This window comes from Deltaproteobacteria bacterium, assembly GCA_016210005.1.
In the GTDB taxonomy this organism is placed as follows: Bacteria; Desulfobacterota; Binatia; order HRBIN30; family JACQVA1; genus JACQVA1.
This window is the reverse complement of record JACQVA010000147.1, coordinates 35,879-58,478: the sequence shown is the minus strand read 5'-3', so window position 1 is coordinate 58,478 and position 22,600 is coordinate 35,879. Positions and strand designations below refer to the sequence as shown.

The following is a 22,600-nucleotide window of genomic DNA, read 5'->3' as shown; positions in this document are numbered from 1 at the left end:
GCGCTGCGGCGATCAGGGCGCCGCGGCGGGTGGGCCGGTCGCGGCCGCCCGCTGGTGCGCAAACACCCGATGCGCGGCCCACCCGCCGCCGGCGACTGCCAGCACGATCGCACCGGGCAGGCAGAGCACCAACACCGCCTTGGTCAGCGTTCGTGCCGCCTCGCCGCCTACTGCCAGATGGATCGAGATAACCGCAGCCGCAATCACCACGCCCGCGGCCGATGCCCACGCCAATCCGGCCACCCCCTCGCGCCAGGTGATGGCCCAGCCGACGAAGCGATCGATGACCAAACCGTAGCGGCGCCGAGCGATGCGGCGACCAGCCCAGTCCGTAACCAGCAGGCCGGCTACAGTGGTTGCTGCCGCCAGTGCTAGCCGATCGGCCAGGTCTGGGGTGACGGAGCCGCGCGCCAGGCGCAGAGCGCCCGCCAATGCCCCGGAGACGAGGCCATTGGCGAGTCCGACCCGCCATGAAAGGCTCCACCCGACCGCGAGATTGGCGCGAGACAGGAACCCGGCCCCCAGCAAGCGCACCGCCGGTATTGCCGGCGCGATCGGTGGCCCGAACGTGCTGACCGTGGCCGCCGGCGGCGCGAGATCCTCAGTCACGGCACAAACTGTACTCGACTGTGTCGAGCATTACCATGGCCCCGGGCGGCTCTGGCGGATTCGGTCGGATTCGTATACTGCCTTGATTTCGCAGGGGTGTTTGGATAGAGTCGCCGCCCGTGGTGGGTCGCGACCAACCCGGGGGTCGCTGCGAAAAGGAGGTGGTTGATGGAGTTTCCTAAGTGCCAGAAATGCAGCAGTGGAATCTTGATTCCACTGTCTGACTACGGCCAAGAAGGCGCCTCCGTCCTTTTCAAAGCCTGGGTGTGTATCAACCCCGACTGTGGCTTCTCGCTCCGCGTAGACAAGGGCGAGGTCAGCTACGGCAAGAAGATCGAACACAAACACTAGTAAAGCGGCGCCTGGGGCTGCCAACCCGTACGGAGATCGGGGCGATATCGAGGTGCCGGCCGGGTCAGGCAGTTCGGCCGTGGTGCGGCTTGCCGGTTCGGCTTCCGAGGCCGGGGGCGAGATGCTAACACGGCGCCATGGCAACCTTACTGCTAACCAATGATGACGGGATCGACTCGCCTGCGCTGGTGCCGTTGGCACGGGCTCTGACCAGGCTGGGTACGGTCAGGGTTATCGTTCCCGACTGCGAGCGCAGCTGGATCGCTAAAGCCATCAGCCGCTTCGAGCCGCTGCGGGTGCGCCGGGTCGAGCGCGACGGCCTGGCCATCGACACCGTCAGCGGCTCGCCCGCCGATTGCGTCAACCTGGCGGTACATACGCTGCACCGCGAGCGCCCGGCCTTAGTCGTCTCGGGCGTGAATCTGGGGCTCAATTATGGCACCGCGTTTCTGTGGTCGAGTGGGACCGTCGGGGCCGCGATCGAGGCTTCCATCGCCGGGCTGCCCGCGGTGGCGTTTTCCATGGCAGTTCCGGCCGACGCTTACGGACTGAGCGGTGCGCACCGGGCGGAGCTGCTCGGTTCGCGTGTGGAGGCCATGGCCGAGATCGCGGCCGAGGTGGTGGCGGACTTACTCGGGCGGGAGTTTCCGCCCGGCATCGACTGCTTCTCCGTGAACATGCCGGCAGAGGCAACGGTCAAGTCGGCGCGTGTGGTGACGCAGGTGACGCGCTGCCGCTACGGGCGGCTGTTTGTGCCGGGCCCGGAAGGTGACTACCTCCACCGTTTTAGCTCGCTCGAAGACATCAGGCCGGGCGGTGACATCGCCGCCGTCCAGAGCGGTGCGGTGGCGATCTCACCGCTGTGCCTCGACCCGTCAATTGCGCTTCCCGACGGCTGGCGGGCTCGGCTGGAGCGGTAAGGGAAGACCGCCGTCTCAGCGAGATCGCCCGGACTACAAACGTTCTACCGCGAACGCGCAAGCCGCCAGCGTCTGGTCGATGTCCTCGTCGGAGTGTGCCGTCGAGACGAAGAATTTCTCGTGAGCTTTGACCACTCCGGCGTCGAGTAGGTGGTCGATGAAGTGGAGGTTGCGCTGCCAGTCGGCAGTCAGCGTGGAGCGGTGGTCGGTGATTTCGCTGCTGGTGAACCAGGGCTGGAAGACCGAGGGCTCGCCGCAGACCCGGGCGGGAATGCCGGCGTCGTCGAGCTGCTGCTGCAAGCCACACATGAGGCGCCGGCCTTTGGCCGCCAGGCGATCGTAGCACCCGGGCGCGCGTAGCTCGTTGATACAGGCGAGCGCGGCACTGGCCGAGATCGGGTTGGCGCTGAACGTGCCGGTCAGCATGACCGCCTCGCTGCTGCCGAGTCGCTCGGGCCGAGCCAGGTCCAGGATTTCAGCCTTGCCGCACAAGACCCCGAGCGGATGCCCGCCGCAGATGCTCTTGCCCAACGCGCACAGGTCCGGGATGACGCCGTAGTATTCCTGCGCGCCCCCGAGTGCGAGCCGAAAGCCGGTAACGACTTCATCGAAGATCAACGGGATCCGGTAGTGGGCGGTAATACTGCGCAGCGCTTGCAGGAATCCTGGCCGCGGCGGAATCGTGCGCTGCAACGGCTCGATCAGCACGCCGGCCAACTCCTCGCGGTGCTGTTCGATGAGGGCGCTGGTGGTTTCGCCGTCATTGAACGGCGCGATCAGCACTTGCTCGGCGACGGCGGGCGGAATTCCCGCCGAGTTCGGCACCGCCGCCGGATAGTCGCGCGGCGTGCGTGTCCACTGATTGCTCATGAGCGCGTAATCGCTCATGCCGTGGAAGCCGCCTTCGAACTTGAGGATTTTGTTGCGCCGCCGGTAGGCACGAGCCAGCCGCAAGGCGAAGAAGACGGCTTCGGAGCCGCTGCTGTGAAAGCACACCGCCTCGGCACACGGCACCAGCTGCACGATCTGCTCGGCGAGCTCGATCGCGGGCTCGTTGACCATGAGGTAGCTGCTGCCGCGCTCGAGCTGAGCGCGCACCGCCGCCACCACTGCCGGGTGCGCGTGCCCGAGCAGCAGCGGACCCGAGCCGAGCAGGTAGTCGATGTACTCGTTACCGCTGCAATCAACGATGCGCGCGCCGCGGGCCTCCTTGATCACCATGGCGTACTGCGGCGACATCGAGGCGTTGCGCACGCCGGTCGGGAGCAAACGTTCGGTCAGCGCCAGCAGCCGCGCCTCGTGTTGGCTGCGCGGTTTACGGGTAAAGCGCAGGGGCGGTGTCGCTGAAGTCATGGGCCTACCCACAAGAGCATGGCCGCGGGCTGCTTACTCGGGTTTGAGGTCGAAATACTTCATGTAGGCGGCAAAGCGGTCGAGCACCTCGGCGCGGGTGATGCCGACGTCCTCCATGGTATGGCGCTTGCCGTGCTTGCCCTCCGGGGTTGATTGCTGCCACTGGCGCATGCGCTCTTCGGCGGCGGCGGAGAGCGACAGACCGAAGCGCTCGTAGATGCGGCGTACCGAGCCGATCGGGTCGGCGACGAACTCGTGGAAGTAGAGATCGAAGAACTGCGAGGGGTGGTGCTCACGGCGCACGGCAATGGCTCTCTCGGAGCCCGCGGCCCAGACTTCGAGTTGCTCCCGGCCGATGGCGGCGCGATCGATGTCCTGCTCGAAGATCGCCCGGAAGCCGGCGATGAGGTCGATGTACGACGCCAGCACCCGCGACGGATCGCGGTGGGTCTGCACAATGCAGGCGTCGGGGTAGACTTCGAGGAGCGCGCCCAAGTGCTTCATGTGCACCGGATACTTCAGAATCCAGCGGCGATCGGCGGGGGCGGTCGAGCCGATCAGCTTGATCAGATCGCGATGGCGCAGGTAGGCAGCGCGGTGGTGCCCGTTCTCGTACCACTTGGTGTAGCTCGGCACCGTCGCGTTGACCTCGTAGGCGTCGTCGGTGAAGCTCTGCGCCAACAGGTGGCGGCATTCCTCGGCCAAGTCGGGCGCCATGAGGTGGACGCCGCGTAGCGACGGGTCGAAGGCGTACATGCCCTCGATCTCGGCGGCCGACTCCTGAAAGTCGGGCAAGTCGCGCCATTGACTGCGCGGCGGACGTGGCTGCGGATGCGCCGCCAGCCAGTATTCGAGCACGTTGATGTCCGGGTCCTGCCCGAGCAGATGGTGCAGGGCGGTGCTGCCGGTGCGCACCAGCCCGAGCACAATGACGGGCCGGCGAATCTCGCGGGTGAGCACGGCCGCGTGCTGTTGCAATAACTGCTGCGAGCGCAGCCGCGTCTTCAGCGCCTGCACCAGAGTAGCGCGCGCCGCTTGGCGGCCGGCGGGGTGAAACTTGGCCTCACCGTCGTATGCCGCCAGCACCACCCGCATGCCTTCGAGATAGGAGCAGTCGCCGAAGTCGCCGGTCCCGCTCTGCTGCATCGCCTCTTCATGCAGTGCTTGCTCCGACTGCACGAAGCTGATGTCCGCGTTCATCGCCTGATCCATCCCCGCCGCCGCGCCACCTTCGAGACCTGGCGGCCACAGCGCGCAGCCCGGGCTATAGCGCGAATCCTCCGTCGGAGGGAAGGGCGTTACGACTGACCGCGGCGATATACGCAGCCTACATGCCCGGCGGAAAATACAAAGAAAACCCCGCGCCGAGGACCGAACCGCCTTCGAAGTTGGGCGGCAACTCGCCATTCGTGTAGATCAATGCCACCTGGGTCTTCGCGTCCTTGTACTCGAAAAGCAGGTGTTCCAGCTTGGCGAGGAAGAACGCTCCATAATCTTTTCCGCCCTGTCGAACCGACGGTGGCGCATCGAACTCGTAGTACGCGTCGTAGACCAGTGACAGTCGCTCACTTCGTAGGATACCGGTCTCCCACTCCGCTCTCGCGTTCAGTCGGTTCGCCTCCGTGTCATCACCGCGGACGGTTGCTCTGCCGGTCTGATCCATCTTTCCAACGTAGTCGTAGGACAAGGACACGTCGAGCTGCCTGGAGCCGTTGTTCTTTCCCGACCTCAGAAGGCCGAAAGGCAGATCGAGCAGTTGGCTCAGATATACGGTCGTGATGGATATCCCAGCGCCACCGGCAAGATCGTAATCGTCGAAGTCCTGGGTCGCTTCGTGTTTGAAGTGAAGGTTCCCGTCGATCCAGAGCGGGGAATCGTAGCGTTGGCGCATGCGCCGGAACTCGTCCAGGACCTTCTCGATTCCGTTGGGTGGCAGCCTTGCGACAATCTCCTCGTAAGCACCGCCCAGGTCGTCGCGGTAGCGCTCGAGATGGTCGGGAATAATAAGACATTGCAGCCCGTTTGCGACCTGAAGCGCAACCCCGGGTACGGCCAGGAATTTGCCAAGCTCCGCACCATAGTTGTGTTGCAACTTGGCATAGTCGTCCTGGGTGAAGCAGGCTTGGACAGCTGCCACGACCCCCGCGATGCCGCCGGCACCGGGAGCCGCTGCCGGCGCTTTTCGTTCAATGCGCCACAGTGGTGCGAGCGTCAGGCTTGCTTGGCTAAGGATGCTGTTGGCTCTGTTCTCGCGCGAGGTGACGGTCAAGAAGCCGTCACTCCGAATATCGAGTGAGGTGCGGCTCGTGAAGTCCAACCAGTCATCGAGTGCCGGCAGCGCTTTCTTGAGATCGACCTCCGTAAGGTTCTTCTTGAGCGCAAGTTTGTAGTCGATCCCCACATTGCCCTTGTCCTGGTCGAGAGCCTTCAGCGATACGCTCAGGTCTCGCGAATCAAACAGGACGATACCGTCCGAGCCGGCGCTATCTGCCCGGGCGACAGTGCTAGTGCCAAGAACGACGAGCAGCGCCCATGCCGGACCAAGTCGCAGGATCCCATTCTCAATGGCCTTCATGTTGTCCTCTCTTCATCTTGCACCCAAGCGGTTTTCGCCAGATTCTACGGTCGGGGTGGAAATTTCGACACGGCAACCCAACCGTCAACGACCTGCATATTGGTGCGGGTGTCATCTCCTAGCGAATCAGCAATCTTGCTCTCGTCGAGGTTAGTGATCTCATAAGCCACCAGGATTCGGGAGAAGGCAAAGGCAAACCGAGCTTTCGACCGTTGCCGCACCTGCTGGTCGATCCCCCACCGCAACGAGCCAACCGTACTGGTTAGGAACACCGACACGGAGTCGTACGGGTTCACATCGTCACCTGGAGCATCCGTCGTCCCAAAGTAGAGCATCTGCAAGAAGACACGTTTCTCAAGATCAGAAAATTCACCTGCCATGACTGAGCCTCCTTCGTCTCTCGTTAAGTAAGCCCGTTTCTGGGCGAGTTGGTTGAAGCCGGTAATCGTGTCAACCGTGCCCCACCCTGCGTCTCGTTGTAGACACCTAAGAACATGAGAGCGACAGCTGTCAACGTCATACGGGAAAACCCCTATGACCCTTGCTGCTCTATCTCATTCCTCATTCGGCAGGACGGGCTGCCGCGGCGATGGCGCGGCCGGCGCGCGGCAACTGGGCGGCGCCGCGTAGTGCCTTCGCGGCCGCCATCGCTCCGACACAGCATTCGCCAAGTTGCGGGTTTTGCGTGCCGGGATTTTTTTCGTGACTTCTGCGCTGCGCCTCAGCTATAAGCGATGGCCGTGATGTCTCGGATTGCATACCTGCTGGCAGTGGTGCTGGTGCTGGTTGGGGTGGCCTCGGCGACGCCGGCGCCGGCCTCTTTTGGCGCCCGGCGGACGTACTCGTTGAATGGGGCGCCGTACGCTTTCGGCTTGGCCGCCGGCCGCTTTGATGCCGATTCGACGCCGGACTTGGTGGTGCCGAGCATGGATGTCGACGGTATCAACTGGCTCAACCTCTTCCTGGGCCAGAGTGACGGTACCTTCGCGGCGCAGCCGCCGGTGGCACCGGCGGACTTGCAGCTGACCTTGAGCGGTGGCGTGCTGGACATCAGCGCGATCGCAGCAGGGCCGATCGCGCCGCCGGACACCGCCGCCGACTTGGTGCTGGTCGGTACCGACTCGCTCTCGCTAAGCTTCTTCCCGCTGGTGCAGGTGTACGAGAATGCAGCGCTGACGCTGCGACCGTTTTTCCCGGCGCGGCCGCCTTGCGGCGAGAATTACATCCCGCCGCAGCCCTGCTCTTTCGACTCGGCCGCGGTCGCGGACTTTAACGGCGATGGCTGGGTCGATCTGGTCGTGGGCGACTCTTTCACCGGCTACCTCACGCTGTTCAAGCGGACAGCGACGTCGCTGACGCGGCTGACGCCACTGCTCGGCACCGGATCGACACCGAAGGATCCGGGCGTGTCGATACCGGTGGCAGCGGTGGTGGGCCACTTCGATGCCGACGCGCTTCCGGATTTGGCGGTTGCCCTGCAGGGCGAGAACGCGGTGGCAATCCACCTCAACACGGCGGCTGTGGTCGGCACCCCGTTCGGTGCGGCAGCGCTCTTCGAGGCCGGGCTGGCGCCGCTTTCGCTCAGTGGCGGCGACCTCGACGGTGACGGCAAGCTCGACTTGGTGGTGCTGAACTCGGACGGTACGGCCAGCATCCTGCGCAACACCAGCACGAGCAACGGCACGGCGGCGTTCGCGCCGGCGGTTGTGTATACGTTTGGTGCGTTCCCCACTGCAATTGCCCTAGCCGACTTCAACCACGACGCGATCCTCGATATCGCCGTCACCGACGCCGGCTCCGATCAGGTGATGATCAGACTGGGTAACGGCGACGCGACCTTCGCCTCCACGATTACCCGTATCCAGACCGGACTTGAGCCGGAGGCGCTGGTGGCTTCGGACTTCAACGGCGACGGCTACGATGACCTCGCGGTGCTCGATACCGATGCTAGCCACGCGGCCTCAGTATCGGTGCTGCTGAGCAATGGTGTGTCTCCGCCGTTCACGCCGACGCCGACTTCCACCGCTACCGCTACCCCTACCCTCACCCCGACATCGACGATCACCCGCACCCCGACGAAAACCGGCACCGCGACGCGCACCAGCACCTCGACGAAGACGCCGACGGCAACGAAGACGGTAACCAACACGGTCCCACCAACCAGTACCGCCACACCGACAAAGACCCGCACCCCGACGAAGACCGGTACGGCCACGCGCACTAGCACGCCCACCCGCACCCCGACCATCACTCCGACGCCGACTCGTACCGCCACTCCAACGATCACCAACACTGCGCCGGCAACCGCAACACGCACGCCGAGCAATACCCCCAGTGCAACTCCGACACCCTCCGATACCCCCACCGTGCTCGGCACCGCCACGGCCACTGGGACTCCGCCGGCGTTGCGCACGCCGACGCCGACCCGGACGAATACTCGCAGGCCGACTCGGACGAAGACGAGCACCCCAACCGCAACGAAAACCGTGACGCCGACGCGTACGCCGACGCCGACCCGGACGAATACCCGCAGGCCGACTCGGACGAGGACGAGCACCCCAACCGCAACTAAGACCGTGACACCCACGCGCACGGCCACGCGCCGGCCTACCGCCACGCCCACAGGCGGTGTGGTCGTGAACACACGCACGCCGACAGCTTCACCGACGCGCACAGCTACCCGCCGGCCCAGCGTGACGCCGACCGCATCCTTCACACGCCGGCCCTCGGTTACCCCCACGCCCAGCCTTACCCGAGTGCCGACGCGGACTCCGACCCGTACCTTCGGGTTGTGAGCGCAGTACGCCGGCTTGTAAGGTCCGCGACGGGTTCTCTAGGCTCCCTCTTACCCCAGGGAGCGGGTCAGGCTGAGGGAATCCATTGCAAGCAAGCCCGAAGGCCAGCACCAGCCTTGTTGTCCCGCATCCTTCCGCACAACCATCGCAGGGGCCGGTCCCTTCGCGTCGGCACGAAGGTCCCTGCCGCACCGCGTAGCTACGGCGCCTCGTGGCGCCACGACCACTCGGCGCCGATGGCGCGAATCACGATGCGGTCGGCTTGCGCGCCGGCGGCCAGCAGCAGGCGGCGCATGGCATCGCCGACCGGCTCTCGGCCGAGGCGAAAGGTGTCCCAGTGAATCGGGATCAGGAAGCGTGCGCCGGACTCCTGAAACATCTGCCACACCTGCTCGGGGCTGGCGTGATTGCGAATCCACGGGTCATAGGCGCCGTTGCCGAAGATCGCGGCGCTCAACTCCGGCCCGTGCTGGCGAAAGCGAGCGAAGCTCGGCGTGTACGCCGTGTCGCTGGCGAACAACACATTAACGCCGGCTTTGCTCAAGAGGTAGCCGTTGTAGCCGCGCCACTGGCCCCAGGGTACGCGCTTGCCCCAGTGGTTCACCGCCACCGCCTCGATCGTCACCCCGTCCACCGTCACCCGTTCGCCCCACCCGAGTTCGATCAAGCGCTCGAAGCCGAGGTCGCCAAGCAAATCGCTACACTGCGGCGGCGCGATCAGCGTCGTAGCGCGCGGCAGCCGGCGCAGGCTGGGTAGGTCGAGGCTGTCGAAGTGCGGATGGCTGATCAGTACCGCCGCGGGGTGCGGTAGCCGCTCCAGCGCCAGCGCGGGCTTGACCAGCCGCTGGGGGCCGATGGTCAGAGGCCCGATGCTGACCCCGACCCGATCGTTGAAAGTGGGGTCGGTCAGGATAAACGTGCCGCTGAGTTTGATCAGCACGCTGGCGTGGCCGATGTAGCCCACCGCCAGGTTGTCGTCAGCCCAGCGCTCCGGCGCCAGCATCTGCGCGGGCAAGGGCACCTCCGCACTTACCGGCGCGGCCAAACCCAGGAGCGCCAGCAGCGGCAGCAGGTGTAACCGACAAGACGCGGTCCGCCAGGCGGGTTTTGTGCGCACGCCTGGATTATGCGGGCTGCTGGCGGCGGTGCAAGGGGCTGCGGGTGCGCGCTCAACTCCAAATGCCGCTTGACGCTTTGGCACCGCTGTGAGACAGCATGCCGTAACCGTGCCGGACAGGAGGGACCAAATGGTGCGCCGCTGTGCAATGCGTTCGGAATCGTTGCTGCCGTCAGCTCTGCTCGTCCTGATGGTCGCGAGTGGCGGGGGGCTCGCCCCGCGCCTGGCCATAGCAGTAGCCTGTGAGGACTTCGACGACCAGTGCATGGTGGCCGGCTCCGGCGTCTGCCAGCCCGACGGCAGCTGCCGGGGTACCCCGAAGGCCGACGGCACCGCCTGCGACGACGGCAACTCGTGCAGCAACTCGAGCACGTGCCAAGCAGGCGGCTGCGTCGGCACATCGTTCAAACCCGCCGGCACCGCGTGCACCATCCCCTTGCTCGAGAAATGCCTCACCGCCGCCCAATGCACCTTCTTCGGCGCCTGCATGCCGACGGACTTCGTCATGTGCGACGACGACGGTGACGGCAACGAGTGCACGATGAACATCTGCAACCCCGAGAACGGCAACTGCATGCACTACGTCGAGTCGTGCGACGGCGACTGCTCTAGCTGTAACTCCGAAACCGGCGAGTGCGACGGCCCACCCAAGTCGGACGATACCGACTGCAGCTACAACGACTGCACCGGCAATTATCGCTGCCGATCCGGCCTCTGCCAGAGCAGCGGCGAGCCGGTAGACACGCCCACCCGTACCGCCACCAGCGCGGTCGCTACTGCCACCGCGACCACGGCCGCAGAACTCACCGCGACGCCGACGCGAACGCCTACCCCCACTGCCACCGCGACCGTTGGCACACCGGCGGCCACTCCCACGCTCGGCCCTTGCATCGGCGACTGCGGCGATGACGGCGAAGTCACGGTCGATGAGTTGGTCAAAGGCGTCAACATCGCCTTGGGCACGGCCGAACTCAGCGGCTGCCCGGGATTCGACACCGACGACGACGGCGAGGTCACCGTCGATGAACTGGTGAAGGCGGTGAACGCGGCGCTCAACGGCTGCGCGGCGATTGGCGCCACCCCCACCGAAACCGTGACCACGGTGCCAACACCGACCAACACGGATCATCCCGAGGCCACGGCGACACCCACCGGTACCTTGCCCGAAGGGACGCCCACCAACACGCCGGCACTAACCCAGACGCCGACGGAAACACCAACGCGCTGCCCGAGCGCCACGCCGTGCCCGCCCGATACGGTGAAACAGTGCTCGGACCCCGAGGGTTGCATTTGCGCGTGCGTTGCCATCACCGCGACCCCGACCGCGACCGGGGAAGTCTCTCCGGAACCGACCGCCACCCCGACCAGCCCGCCGAGCGTGGCCCGGCGCGCCGCCGGGACGGTCGAGACCACCTCGACCGCACTGCTTGTGATTCCGAAGATCATCTCGGCCCTGCTCGGCCACTTCAGTCTCTCGGCCGGGGCCGCCACAACCTTCATCAACCTGCCGTTCAATTGCCCGGCGGGTGGGGGCGGACAGCTGACTTGTGACCAAGACATCGTCGGCTTTCCGCCTTCCTTCACTGCGCCGGTTTACGGGGTAACCCTGAATAATTGCGCGATCAGCACCAGCACCGGTGCAACCCTCTTGTTCGGCGGCACGATCAACGCCACCGGCCAACCAGGGCAGAGCTGCTTTGGTTTCCAAAGCCTCGACACCTTGGCCCTCAGCATCCCGAGCCTGACGGTTGGGGCGCAGGGCGCCGCGGGCAGCACCACCGCCACTTTCACCAACGTCAGCGGCACGGTTGAACTCGGCGGCTCCGATGCCGAGTGCTACTACAATGTCGTGAGCCTCCAGCTCACCGGCACCATGGAGGTGGTCACCAAGGATGCCGGTGGCAATACCCTGAACTCCACCACCGCGGCTTTCGCCGGCACCACGATCACCATTACCGTCGATCAATACAGCAATGATGGCCAGTGCGTGCCGGTGCTGTACTCGATGCTGGTTGAAGGCGGGATTGAGTTCACCAGCGGAGGGACGTCCTTCGACGCCACCTACGACAACTTCGAGATCATCAACGACGCCACCTCCGGCGTCAACCAGGTCGAGATCTCCGGCGATGTCACCTCGGGTTGTTTCGGCGGCACGGTGACTTTCTTGACCAGTGTTCCGCTGAATCTGACCGGCGAGACGCCTTGCCCCGAGGCGGGTACGGTCGAGGTCATTAGCACCGCCGGCGCTGACCAGGTCCGGTATACCGCCAGCGGCGGTGTCGAAGTCGACCTCGGGGCAGACGGCACGGTCGACGAGCAGTTCCCCACCTGCACCGACCCGCGCCTGTACGAGTGCCCGGCGAGTTGAGGAGGCGCGCGCAGCGGTGAAGAGTCGGGAAGGAGCTGAACGGCGGCAGGGAGATTAGGTTCGCGGTGTAATGCGGCCGTGGCAAGCATTCATCCGTGCCAGCGCGCTGTTCCTGGCGTTGCCGGGTCCGATCGTGAGTGTGGCGGCCGAGCCGCGCGTACGGCCGGACCTGCGTGCACGCGCCGCGCAACACGGCACGGCGCCGGTGATTGTGGGCCTGGCCGCGGCAACGCAACCCGAGGGATACGTTCGCGGCGCCGCGGCTATCGCCGATCAACGTGCCCGCATCCGCCGAGCACAGCATGGGGTACTCGCCAATCTGCCCGCGGCATCATACCGGCTGGTTCGTCAGTTCGAGGTCATTGCGTACCTGGCGCTCGAAGCGACGCCGGACGGGCTAGCTGCGCTCGCAGCGCAGCCTGAGGTTTCTTCGATCACCGAAGATGCACTGCTTGATCCGGCACTCGTCGAAAGCGTCCCGCTCCTCGGCGGCGACATCGCGTGGCAGGACGGCCTGACCGGCGCGGGCCAGACTGTCGCGATCCTCGATACCGGCGTCGAGAGCACGCATCCGTTTGTCAGCGGCAAGGTGGTCGCCGAAGCATGCTTCTCGAAGAAGTCCCTCTGTCCCAACAGCGCAACCACGCAGACGGGCGCGGGTGCAGCGGTCCCCTGCGACGGTCCGCTGACCTGCAATCACGGTACGCACGTGGCGGGTATTGCGGCGGGTAGCGGCCCCGATTTCGCCGGCGTCGCCCGCGACGCCTCAATTGTCGCGATCCAGGTCTTCTCCCGGATGACAGGCAGCGAATGCGAAGGTACCGGTGAAGACCCGTGCTATCGCACCACTGTCTCCGATGTTATCGCGGCGCTCGAACATGTGTATGCGCTGCGAACAACCTACGCGATCGCCGCCGCCAACCTGAGCTTGTCGGGAGGGAAATACACTTCGCAGGCAACCTGCGACCATGACTCGGCTGCTTACAAAGCCATCATCGACACCTTGCGCTCGGCCGGCATCGCCGCCGTGGCGGCCTCCGGCAACAGCTTCTACACCGACGGCCTCGGCACCCCCGCCTGCGTGTCGAGCGCAGTGAGCGTCGGTGCCACTACCAAGTCGGACACGATTGCGGGCTTCTCGAACTCGGCGGCGTTTCTGAGCCTGTTGGCGCCCGGCGACCACATCAATTCAGCGGCCCTCGGCGGCGGCTTTCGGTTTTCGTCGGGGACCTCGATGGCGGCGCCACACGTGGCCGGCGCGTGGGCGGTGTTGCGGCAAGCCAATCCGAGCGCAACGGTCGACTCGATCCTCACGCTACTCCAGAGCAGCGGCGTCCCCGTCGCCGATCCGCGCAATGGGGTGACGATACCCCGCATTGACCTCGATGCCGCGCTGCAAGTACTGCCCGGCGACTGCACTACTGCGCCGATCGCCGGCGGCGCGGCGAGTGCGGGTCCGCCCGCAGAGGCCGGAGCGGCCGGCGCTGGCGGGATTGGGGTCGTGCGGCGCCCGAGCGCAAAGACCGAGCCCCGCCCCGAGCACGCCGGTATAATCAAGCGAACGGCCGCGCCCGCCAACGGCGGTGGTGCGGCGCTGGACGTTGTTGCCGAGCGCGCCTACTTGCGCACCGGGCAAGATGCCGGCGATGAGTTGCCCATCCCCACCATCGGCCAGAACGTCTACTTCCACGCCGACTGGCGGGTCGACGGCAGCGGCGGTCCGATCACGATCTCCGCCCGTGCCGTGCGCGACGGCACGACCTTCTGCACCGCGTCGTTCGAGGTCTCAGGCGGTGAGGGCGGCGTCATCTTCTGCAACGCGAGCTGGCGCGTGGCCTCGGGTACCCACACCTTGCGTTGGGAGTTCGACTACGACCACCGCGTCAGCGAAAGCGACGAAGGCAACAACTCGGCCTCGGCGACCTGGGCCAGTTCGAACGGCTTCGACTTCGTTGCCCAGCGCGCCTTTCTGAAGACCGCGAGCAACGCCGGCGTCGAAGTAGTCACGCCGAGCACCGGGCAAACCGTTTACTTCCACTTCGACTTGCAAGTCGTCGGTCCCGACCGCCAGACCAGCATCTCGGTTCGCGCCTCGCTCGACGGCACCCAGTTCTGTGCCGGGAGTGTCGACAAAGGGCCGGGCCTCTATACGATTGGGTGCACGCAAGGTTGGACGGCGACGGCAGGCACGCACACGCTGCGCTGGGATGTTGACCACACCGGGGCCGTGCCGGAAACCAACGAGAGCAACAACTCGGCCTCGACCACCTGGAGCAGCGGCACGGTCGACCTCGCCGCCGAGCGCGCCTACTGGCGCTCGGCCAGCGCCGCGGGCGGCAGCGACATCACGACGCCGGAACCCTACCAGCGCATGTACGCGCACGCCGACTGGCGTGTGACCGGAACCGGTGGGCCGGTGGCCGTGAACCAGCGCGCACTGCTCGACGGCGCCGTGTTGTGCTCGTGCCAGCACACCGCCGCCACGGGCGACGCCTACACTTCGTCGTGCAAGCGCAACTGGCGCGTGCTGCCGGGCGCGCACACGCTGCGCTGGGAGATCGACTACGACAACACGGTCGGCGAGACCGACGAAGGCAACAACATCGCCGAGACCAGCACGGCGACCGCGGCCGCACAAGTCGATCTGATCGCCGAGCGGGCGTTCCTGCGCACTGGGGCCAACAGCGGCGACGAAGTCACGACGGCGACGCAGGACGAGCGCGTCTTCGCCCATTTCACCTGGAGCATCAGCGGCGCGACCGAGCCGGTCACGGTGCAGTTGCGGGCGCGCGAGGGCGGGTTCGAGTGGTGCCGCGCGACCTACACGACCACCTCCGCGCGCGTCACGCATTGGTGCGGCGCCGGTCTGAAGTTCAACCCCGGGGGTCATACGCTGCAGTGGGACCTCGATTTTGTCGACGAAGTGCCCGAGACCGCCGAGGCCAACAACACCGCCAGCGCGGACTTCACCGTCACGAGCTTGACCCCGGGCGCCACGGTGCCGCCGACGCGCACGCACACGCCGTCGCGGACTCCAACCAAGACGCCCACTTTTCCCACTCCGACGCGCTCACGCACTCCGACGCGTACGGCGACGATGCCGACGCCGACGATCACGCAGACGCCGAGCAAGACCGCGACGGTGCCCTCGCCCACACCGACCGCAACCGTCGACCCCGACGACCGCGACTTCTATCCGCGCGGCGATAGCGACTGTAGCATCGACGTCGTAGCGGCCGATCTGCTCGCCGCCGCGCGCGCCGTGGCCGGCGCCGGCGCGTGCGGCAACGACGATTGCAATCGCGATGGTCGCATCACCACCGCCGACCTCGAGTGCACGGCCGGCTGCATTTTCGGCGAGTGTCCGCCCCCGCCATCGGCGCCGCGCGCGACGGCAGTGCGCCCGGTGACGGCGCCGGCCATTTGGCCCTTCTCGGTGGTTCTCGTCGACGTGGTCAATCTCGGCGCCAACGAGGCTCTCGATCGCGTCGCCTTCAACGGCGTCGAAGCCGAGGTCATCGGGCGGGAAGGAACCGGCGCGCTGCGTGTCGTCGTGCCGGAGATGGAACCCGGCCCGACCGACGCGGTCGTGCTGGCGGGAGACGTTGCGGGTCCCCCGCTGCGAATCACAGTGAGTGCCGAACAGAGCATCGGCGTCGTCGACAACGCGGCAGGGACGCTCGATGTGGTCGATCAAAGCTCGGAGTTGCTGCTCGCACTGGACCTCGAAACTTTGGGCGAAGGGGGCGCAGCCGAGGAGGGAACAGCGGCCAACATCATTGCCCTCATTCCCCTGATCCGTGACCAGATTCAGGCGTATCAGAGTGCAGTGCGGCAGTTCGCGGCCTTGTTGCGTGACCCGGAACATGCAGGCTGGGCCGCGCTCGATCATGCCATCGAATCCTCCGGCCTGCCGGAGCGATTGAAGGCGCTGCTGCCCGATCTCGTGAGCACGGCCATCAGCGAGCGCGACAAGCTGCAGCGCGCCGCCGAGGTGTACGCCGAGCTGTCCCGCGTTCTCGATGCCGCCGGCCGGTTGAAGCGCACGCTCGATCCGTTGGTGGCCGCAGCCTTCGACCAAGCCCGCGCCGAGATGGCGCGCCTCGGCACGATCCTCGCCGATGAACTCAAAGCGCTGGGCGATCGAGTCGAGGCGAAGATCGGCATGGTGACCAAGGTCGCGTTCAGCGACGCCGCCGGCAACGCCCGCAACTACCCGACCGCCGGCGGCTCGGTCCGCGTGTTCCACAAGAGCTTCGGCCTGTTCGAAGAGGACGATCTGATCATGGATCTCGGCCGCGGCCTGATCCATCGCAGTCCTGAGGATTCGGGTGACGGCTTCTACGACTATCGTATCCCCGACCGCGTCGGCCTTTGCGGGCCGATCCGCTTCACGTACTCGGAGCTCAGCGGCTTGATCGGCCTGGGCGGCTTGCGCAGCGCGATTCAACCCGAGCTACTCGACGTCCCGAGCGAGCCCGCCACCTCGCGCGAGGCGCGTTCGCTGTTAGTGCGGGGCACGCTCGGGTGCACGGGGCGGGCGCTGTTCACGCGCCAGGTCTCCAATCCGCCGCCGCCGGGCGTGCACCGTATCGAGGCGTCGGCGCCGCGGGCGCCGCTCAACGCAGAACGGGCGCGTGTAACCATCCCGCTGGTGCCGCCCGACCACTACGACGTCAAGGTCCGGGTCGGCACCCTCGAAAGCGAGGAGCCCTCGGAGATCCAGATCGCCAGCGCGGCCACGGGCCTGGTGATCGCCTGCGGCCGGACGGAGATCGAGTTCTCCAGCGATCCGGCGAATCGGCAATCGACGCTCTGCACCGCGATCGCGCAGCCCAATATCGGCGACATCCCCAGTTCGCCGGGGTCGGGCTTCAAGTACCAATGGCGGACGGACAGCGACGCGATCGAAATCCAGCAAGACGATCCCGAGCTGGGCATCGTCACCGTGCTCGCCAAACGTCTCGGCACGGCACGCATTCGAGCAGAAGCGCTAACTGACAGTGATACCTTCGTTGCCGACACCATCGCGCCGTTGGCGATCACGGTGGCGGATACGGGCGCGCCGGCGGTGTCGCTCAGCACGGTGGAGAGCGATCTCCGGGCCGGCGGCTTCATCAAGTTCAAGGCAACCGCCACCGACACCGGGGCGCTCACCCGAATCGTCCTGACGGCAACGGGCGAGCCCGCGGGCACGCTCGATCTTCCCGCCGAGCTGCCGTGCGGGCGCACCGGCTCGTGTTCGCGCCAGTGGACGCTGAGCCTCAAGCGCGCCGAGGCCTTCAGCGACGGCCATCTCTATGCCCGCGCCGAGGCCTTCGACGAGGGCGGCAACAGCGCATCGTCGAACCTGTTGGAGTTCTTCGTCGAGCCGGCGCCCACGGCCATCGTACCCAGCGCCACACCGACCCCGACCGCACCCGGAGGCACTGCGACGCGGACGCGCACGCCGACGCCGTTAACGGGTGTGACCGGGGACGTCAAGTATGCGGGATTGCAGGCGGACGGGTATGTCCCCGCTGCCAGGGTGTCGGTCTTGGACCCGAGTCGGCAGCTGGTGGGCGAAGGGCTAACCGACATCAACGGGAAGTTCGAGATCACCGGAGTCCCAACCGGCGACGTCATCATCAGCGTCGCCAAGCTCGGCCTGGCTACGACGTCGTTCCGCTACAACATCCGCTACCCCGGCGTCGTCTCCAGCAACTGGACTGGTGTCACTTACATGTACCGCGCAAACGACGAGTGCCAGAGCGATCTGGTCTGGTTCGACATAGTCCAAGGCGCCCCGTACCGCTATGTCACGACGATCCCCCTCGGCGAGGCGGATTTCACCAGCGAATATAACCTGCGGATCAGCCATCCCGATGCGGCCACCGTCTGCCTTTCGGGCAATCCCGCACGGCCGACGATCCGTTGGAACCCCGCCTGGTACGACCCCTGCTGTCCGGTGACCGGCATGTCGGTGGCGGAGGTTTCCGATGTGAACGGCTCCAACAGGCGCGAGCTCTTCAGCGTCAAGCTGTCCGTGCCCATCGGCTCGCCCGAGCACCTCACGCCGCCGCTCGTGTACGGTGAAGATCCGGGCATCGGAACGGTGCGCGGGATTCCCGCACCCGACCTGCGCCGCGACGGTACACTCTACCAGGCCACCGTGCACGGCGTGCATTTGTTCTTCCGGCTGAGGCCGTAAGGATCGCGGCGGCATCTCGGTTGCCGTCTGGGGGTGCGACAAATCCGTCGGGAGTATGGTTGCATGTCTGCCACCCTTGAGCAGGGCGCGTGAAGCCCGCGCCCGCTTGGCGTCACCCAAGCAACCCTAACCCTCACCGGCGCGCTGCGGCGCAATGGTCAAGCATCCGGCAAGGGCGGGCCTGAGTTCTCGGCCGCGCCTGTCGCGCCTATCACGGCGCGTACTTCTTGTGCTGTGAGCAAGACGTTCGCGGAACGTTATTTCGACCACTGCCCGCCCATGGTTTCGCGGCGTAACCGTCCACCGCCGGCCGTGATCCCTTCCGGCATTTCGGTCGCCGCGTCGCGCCGGCGGCGGGGCGCTGGTCCAGCGCTGGTCCTGGGGCGAGTTGACTGCTACACCTCGCCCCTGTCATGCTCACGACCCGTGCTCGTTTTCTTGCCGCGGCCACCAACGTGGCTCACCTGCCGCACCATCGCTGGCCGGAGATCGCCTTCGCCGGCCGTTCCAACGTCGGCAAGTCATCGTTGCTGAACCGTCTTACCGGTCACCTCAAGCTGGCGCGCGTCAGCAAGACGCCCGGGCGCACCCAGCAGCTCAATTTCTTCGTCGTCAACGAAGCGCTGGTGTTGGTTGACTTGCCCGGCTACGGCTTCGCCCGCGTACCGCTGGCGGTGAAGGACCAGTGGCGTCAGCTGGTCGAAGACTACCTCACACGCCGGCCGGCATTGCGCGCGGTCGTGGTGATCATCGACATTCGCCGCGGTTTGGCGCACGAGGATCAACAGCTACTCGACTTCTTGGCGGCGCACGGGATCGCGGCCATTGTGGCGGCTACCAAGTCCGATAAGATCACTCGCAGTGAAGCAGCACGACAGGCTGCGGCACTGCGCCACGGCGACGGCCTCGACCTGCACCTGGTGTCGGCGCATCGCGGCGACGGCCTCGATCGCCTGTGGCAGGCGATCGAACAGGCGGCCGGTGCCGGCGACCCGCCGAAACACTCGACCGAGCGTCGAGAGAAGCCGCGAGCAACCCAGGTCCGCTGACCCGAAACTCGCTGTCTCGGCGCCATCGCTCTCCCGGCATCGCTTCGCCTGCCGCTCCCCGCATCTCTGCGGCTCTGCTCCCTCTCCCCACAAAAAAACGCGGGGAGAGGGAGGTACTGTCTCCGGTCGCCTCCCTGACCTGAAACACGCCCTTCGTCCCTCAGCCATGTCCGGTAATTCTTGCCGAGTTTCACCCCAAGGGTCCACGTCGCAGACGTGGGGGCATTGCTCTCCAGGTCATCATGCCGCCCGCCTGACTTTCTGTCAGGTGCGCTGACGCGATCTGTCAGGCACAGCGGCGGCCTCGATCCTAGCGTCGCTCGTGGAGCGTCTGGTCCCGCGGCATCCGGCGGTGGCATCGCGCATGCTGTGTCTGCGCGCCGGAGGTGACTGCCATGCGCCCGCGGAATCGAGCGAGAACTCGCGGAGAGCGCGCGGGGAGCGCAGGAGATCCATGCCGATCGTGAAAGGATGCTCCTCCAAGTGACGCGCGTACATTCGCTGCTGGCGGCTGGACTGTTGCTCGGCGCCTGCGACTTGCCGCCGGCTGTCGTCCAGCCGATTCAGTTCAGTCACAAGGCCCATATCGAGAAGGGCCTCGCGTGTGATGCGTGTCACCAGTCGGTCGAGAAAGCGGCCGCAGCCACCGTGCCAACAAAGGACACGTGCATGATGTGCCATCTGGCGGCCTTCACGGACAGCCCCGAAGAGGAAAAAGTGCGGCAGTACGCGGATAAGGGGGAGGAGATTCCGTGGCGACGTATCTACCAGCTCCCTGACCACGTCTATTTCTCGCACCGCCGACACGTGGCCGTGGCCGGAGTCGAGTGCGGGCAGTGCCACGGCGCGGTGGCGAGTCTCGCGGTGCCGGCATCCTATCCGCTCGTGACGCAGAGCATGGACTGGTGCCTCGCGTGCCATCGGACGCGTGGCGCGACGCAAGATTGCATCCACTGCCACAGGTGACCGGCCATGCTGAACCGAAGAGAGTTCCTGCTCGGCGGCGTCGGCGGCGCGACGCTCATCAGCTTCGGTCCCCTGCTGGGTTGTTCAAACCCGACGCGCCCGGCGCCGCTGATCCTAGCCAGGGAAGAGTCGTGGGCCAACAGCATCTGCCAGCTGTGTTCGTCGGGCTGCGGTCTACGGGTGCGGTTGGTGAACGGTCAGCCCGTAACCGTGTCCGGCAACGCCTTCCACCCCACCAACCGCGGCGGCCTGTGCGCACGCGGCGCGGCGAGCCTTCAGCTGTACTACGATCCCGATCGTCTGGCGGGTCCGCTGCAGCGCGATCGCAGCGTCATCGGCGGCTGGGCGCGGATCTCGTGGGGCGAGGCGATCAATGGCGTCGCCAGTCGGCTGCAAGCCGTCGCCGTCAGCCCTGGTCGCGTGGCGGTGATCCGCGGTGACGGTCAGGACATTACCTCTCAATTGCTGGGGCGTCTGGCCCGTGCGGCAGGCTCGTCCTGGGTTGTCGACATGAAGTCGCCGGCCGAGCAAGCGATGGAAGAGGTTCTCCAACAGATGCACGGGACGAGCGGGCGGCTCGTTTATGACCTCGCGAATGCGGAGGTTCTGCTGTCGCTCGACAGCGGGCTGCTGGAATCGTCGTCGAACACCATGAGCCTGCACCGAAGCTTCGCCGACATGCGCTCGGCCGGCGGGTATTTCGCTCATGCGGGGCCGCGTCTGGGTGTCACCGGCGGCAAGGCGGACGAGTGGCTGCCGATCCGTCCCGGCACCGCCGGCATCTTCGCCCTCGGCATCGCCCACATGCTCATCAAGGAAGGCTACTCCAGGAGCGAGTTCCTGCGCGACCATGTCACCGGGCTGGAGGACTGGACCGACGAGGCGGGTGTCCAGCATAGCGGTATTCGGTCGTGGATCTTGCGTGAATTCCCGCCACAGCGAGTGGCCGAGCTGACCGGTGCGGATTCGGACCAGATCATCCGTGTCGCTCGTCGTTTCGGCTCCGCCCGGCGTCCGCTGGCGATCGGGCCCTTTCACGGGGACACGTCCTTCCAGACGTTCGACGCCATCGCGGTGCACACGCTCAATGCCATCGCGGGGGCCATCGACGTTCCCGGCGGAGTCCTGCTCGCGCGGCGCGCCCCCTTCGACGACCTCGACGAACCCGCCGGGCCGCCCGCCGACGGGAGCGTCCGAGCGCATCGCTCTCCCACCGTCGAGGAGCTGACCGAATGGGTGCTGCAATCCAAGTCGCCGCCCATTGACGTCTGCTTCGTGCACGAGGCCGATCCCGTCTTCAGCAGCCCAGAGGGCGACAGACTCGCAGAGGCTCTGCGCAAGATCCCGTTCGTGGTGTCGGCGTCGGCAGTTATGAACGACACGGCCGCCCTGGCGAACCTCGTCCTGCCGAGCAGCTTATGGCTGGAGCGGCGCTGCGATCACCTCACGGTCGACGGCAGCGGCCAGCCGGTCGTCTCGACCAGCCCGCCGGCGGCAAAGCCGCGCGCCGACTCGCGCAACATGGCGGATGTCGTGCTCACCCTGGCCAAGGCCGTCGGTGGGCGGGTTGCCCAGCAGTTTCCGTGGCAGAGCTACGACGAGGTCACGAAGGACCGGATCGAGCTGCTGCTTCGTTCCGGCGTCGGCGACTCGTTCTCGGGCCGCCATCGCTCCACGTGGACGCAGTTGCTCGAACGCAGCGGCTGGCGCGCGGTCTCCTATCACACCGCGCAAGAGCTCCAAGCAGAGATGGAAGCACACGGCGGCTGGTGGGATCCCGCCTACTACTATGGCGAGTGGCGGCGGGTGGTTCCGCCTGCAGATCACCGGATCAACCTGCAGGCCGCGGAGTTCTCGACCAAGTCGCAGGTTCCCAGCGGCGTGGAGAGCCCCGAAGCCGGCCGGCTCTTATTGTACGTGTATCCGGAGTTGACGCTGACTACCCGCGGCGGTGGATCGTTGCCGTACCTGCAGGACCTCGGGTCGCCGCTGTGGCAGATGAGCTGGGTCACCAGCGCGGAGATCAATCCCAAGACCGCCGAGCATCTCGGCCTCACACAGGGTGATAGCATCAAGATCAAGAACGACCGCGGCGAGGTGACCGTTCGGGTGCGCGTGTCCCCGGGCATTCGGCCCGATGTCATCGCCGTTCATTCGGGTGGCGGACGGGTGCACGGCGGGCGCTACGCGGCGGGGATCGGCACCAACCCCTTGCGTCTGGTCAAGACGGAACCCGGCAGCGATGTGCGGCGCGTGCGGCGGGAGCCGACGTTTGTGCGCCTCGAGCGTCTGGCCTGAGGAGACCGG

The 22,600-nt window shown here is 66.2% G+C and carries 14 protein-coding genes; 8 read left to right on the top strand and 6 right to left on the bottom strand.

The window, feature by feature from the left end; all coding sequences use genetic code 11:
* Positions 1–12: 12 nt before the first annotated feature.
* A complete protein-coding gene (locus HY699_14240; protein MBI4516966.1) occupies positions 13–609 on the bottom strand; it encodes a hypothetical protein in 597 nt (198 codons plus the stop codon).
* A gap of 168 nt (positions 610–777) precedes the next feature.
* Between HY699_14240 and HY699_14235 the strand changes: the two genes are divergently transcribed.
* Together HY699_14235 and surE are read left to right on the top strand one after the other, a co-directional pair.
* Entirely contained in the window at positions 778–960 is a 183-nt protein-coding gene (locus HY699_14235) for a hypothetical protein (protein MBI4516965.1), read from the top strand.
* 137 nt (positions 961–1,097) lie between these two features.
* Positions 1,098–1,880, top strand: a complete 783-nt coding sequence (gene surE, locus HY699_14230; GenBank protein MBI4516964.1) for a 5'/3'-nucleotidase SurE — start codon at positions 1,098–1,100, stop codon at positions 1,878–1,880.
* Between the two features lie 33 nt (positions 1,881–1,913).
* Here surE and HY699_14225 read toward each other — a convergent pair whose 3' ends face one another.
* From HY699_14225 to HY699_14210, 4 genes are all read right to left on the bottom strand, one after another.
* Complete coding sequence (locus HY699_14225; GenBank protein MBI4516963.1) at positions 1,914–3,233, bottom strand: aminotransferase class III-fold pyridoxal phosphate-dependent enzyme; 1,320 nt, start codon at positions 3,231–3,233, stop codon at positions 1,914–1,916.
* Between the two features lie 33 nt (positions 3,234–3,266).
* On the bottom strand, positions 3,267–4,433 hold the full coding sequence (locus HY699_14220) for a sulfotransferase (GenBank protein MBI4516962.1): 1,167 nt from the start codon (positions 4,431–4,433) through the stop codon (positions 3,267–3,269).
* Between the two features lie 127 nt (positions 4,434–4,560).
* Positions 4,561–5,808 carry a hypothetical protein gene (locus HY699_14215; GenBank protein MBI4516961.1) on the bottom strand — a complete coding sequence of 416 codons (1,248 nt, stop codon included), beginning with the start codon at positions 5,806–5,808 and terminating at the stop codon, positions 4,561–4,563.
* 44 nt (positions 5,809–5,852) lie between these two features.
* Positions 5,853–6,188 (bottom strand): hypothetical protein, encoded by a 336-nt coding sequence (locus HY699_14210; protein ID MBI4516960.1) that lies wholly within the window; start codon positions 6,186–6,188, stop codon positions 5,853–5,855.
* Positions 6,189–6,551: 363 nt separating this feature from the next.
* Here HY699_14210 and HY699_14205 point away from each other — a divergent pair, with 363 nt between their 5' ends.
* Positions 6,552–8,603, top strand: coding sequence for a VCBS repeat-containing protein (locus HY699_14205; protein ID MBI4516959.1), 2,052 nt, complete (start codon positions 6,552–6,554; stop codon positions 8,601–8,603).
* A gap of 199 nt (positions 8,604–8,802) precedes the next feature.
* On the opposite strand, the gene HY699_14200 is transcribed toward HY699_14205, so the two are convergent.
* Entirely contained in the window at positions 8,803–9,720 is a 918-nt protein-coding gene (locus tag HY699_14200) for an MBL fold metallo-hydrolase (GenBank protein MBI4516958.1), read from the bottom strand.
* Positions 9,721–9,850: 130 nt separating this feature from the next.
* Here HY699_14200 and HY699_14195 point away from each other — a divergent pair, with 130 nt between their 5' ends.
* From HY699_14195 to HY699_14175, 5 genes are all read left to right on the top strand, one after another.
* The gene (locus tag HY699_14195) at positions 9,851–12,088 is read left to right on the top strand and encodes a hypothetical protein (GenBank protein ID MBI4516957.1); all 2,238 of its coding nucleotides are present in this window, start codon (positions 9,851–9,853) and stop codon (positions 12,086–12,088) included.
* A gap of 70 nt (positions 12,089–12,158) precedes the next feature.
* Positions 12,159–18,278, top strand: a complete 6,120-nt coding sequence (locus tag HY699_14190; GenBank protein MBI4516956.1) for a S8 family serine peptidase — start codon at positions 12,159–12,161, stop codon at positions 18,276–18,278.
* Positions 18,279–18,691: 413 nt separating this feature from the next.
* The gene (locus tag HY699_14185) at positions 18,692–19,327 is read left to right on the top strand and encodes a YihA family ribosome biogenesis GTP-binding protein (GenBank protein ID MBI4516955.1); all 636 of its coding nucleotides are present in this window, start codon (positions 18,692–18,694) and stop codon (positions 19,325–19,327) included.
* A 483-nt stretch (positions 19,328–19,810) separates the two neighbouring features.
* On the top strand, positions 19,811–20,293 hold the full coding sequence (locus HY699_14180) for a cytochrome c3 family protein (GenBank protein MBI4516954.1): 483 nt from the start codon (positions 19,811–19,813) through the stop codon (positions 20,291–20,293).
* Positions 20,294–20,299: 6 nt separating this feature from the next.
* Complete coding sequence (locus tag HY699_14175) at positions 20,300–22,591, top strand: molybdopterin-dependent oxidoreductase (protein ID MBI4516953.1); 2,292 nt, start codon at positions 20,300–20,302, stop codon at positions 22,589–22,591.
* The last annotated feature ends 9 nt before the right edge of the window (positions 22,592–22,600 follow it).

Coding starts and splice junctions, on each gene's coding strand:
- HY699_14235 (MBI4516965.1), top strand. CDS start 778: ATGGAGTTTCCTAAGTGCCAGAAATGCAGCAGTGGAATCTTGATTCCA.
- surE (MBI4516964.1), top strand. CDS start 1,098: ATGGCAACCTTACTGCTAACCAATGATGACGGGATCGACTCGCCTGCG.
- HY699_14225 (MBI4516963.1), bottom strand. CDS start 3,233: ATGACTTCAGCGACACCGCCCCTGCGCTTTACCCGTAAACCGCGCAGC.
- HY699_14220 (MBI4516962.1), bottom strand. CDS start 4,433: ATGAACGCGGACATCAGCTTCGTGCAGTCGGAGCAAGCACTGCATGAA.
- HY699_14215 (MBI4516961.1), bottom strand. CDS start 5,808: ATGAAGGCCATTGAGAATGGGATCCTGCGACTTGGTCCGGCATGGGCG.
- HY699_14210 (MBI4516960.1), bottom strand. CDS start 6,188: ATGGCAGGTGAATTTTCTGATCTTGAGAAACGTGTCTTCTTGCAGATG.
- HY699_14205 (MBI4516959.1), top strand. CDS start 6,552: ATGTCTCGGATTGCATACCTGCTGGCAGTGGTGCTGGTGCTGGTTGGG.
- HY699_14195 (MBI4516957.1), top strand. CDS start 9,851: ATGGTGCGCCGCTGTGCAATGCGTTCGGAATCGTTGCTGCCGTCAGCT.
- HY699_14190 (MBI4516956.1), top strand. CDS start 12,159: ATGCGGCCGTGGCAAGCATTCATCCGTGCCAGCGCGCTGTTCCTGGCG.
- HY699_14185 (MBI4516955.1), top strand. CDS start 18,692: ATGCTCACGACCCGTGCTCGTTTTCTTGCCGCGGCCACCAACGTGGCT.
- HY699_14175 (MBI4516953.1), top strand. CDS start 20,300: ATGCTGAACCGAAGAGAGTTCCTGCTCGGCGGCGTCGGCGGCGCGACG.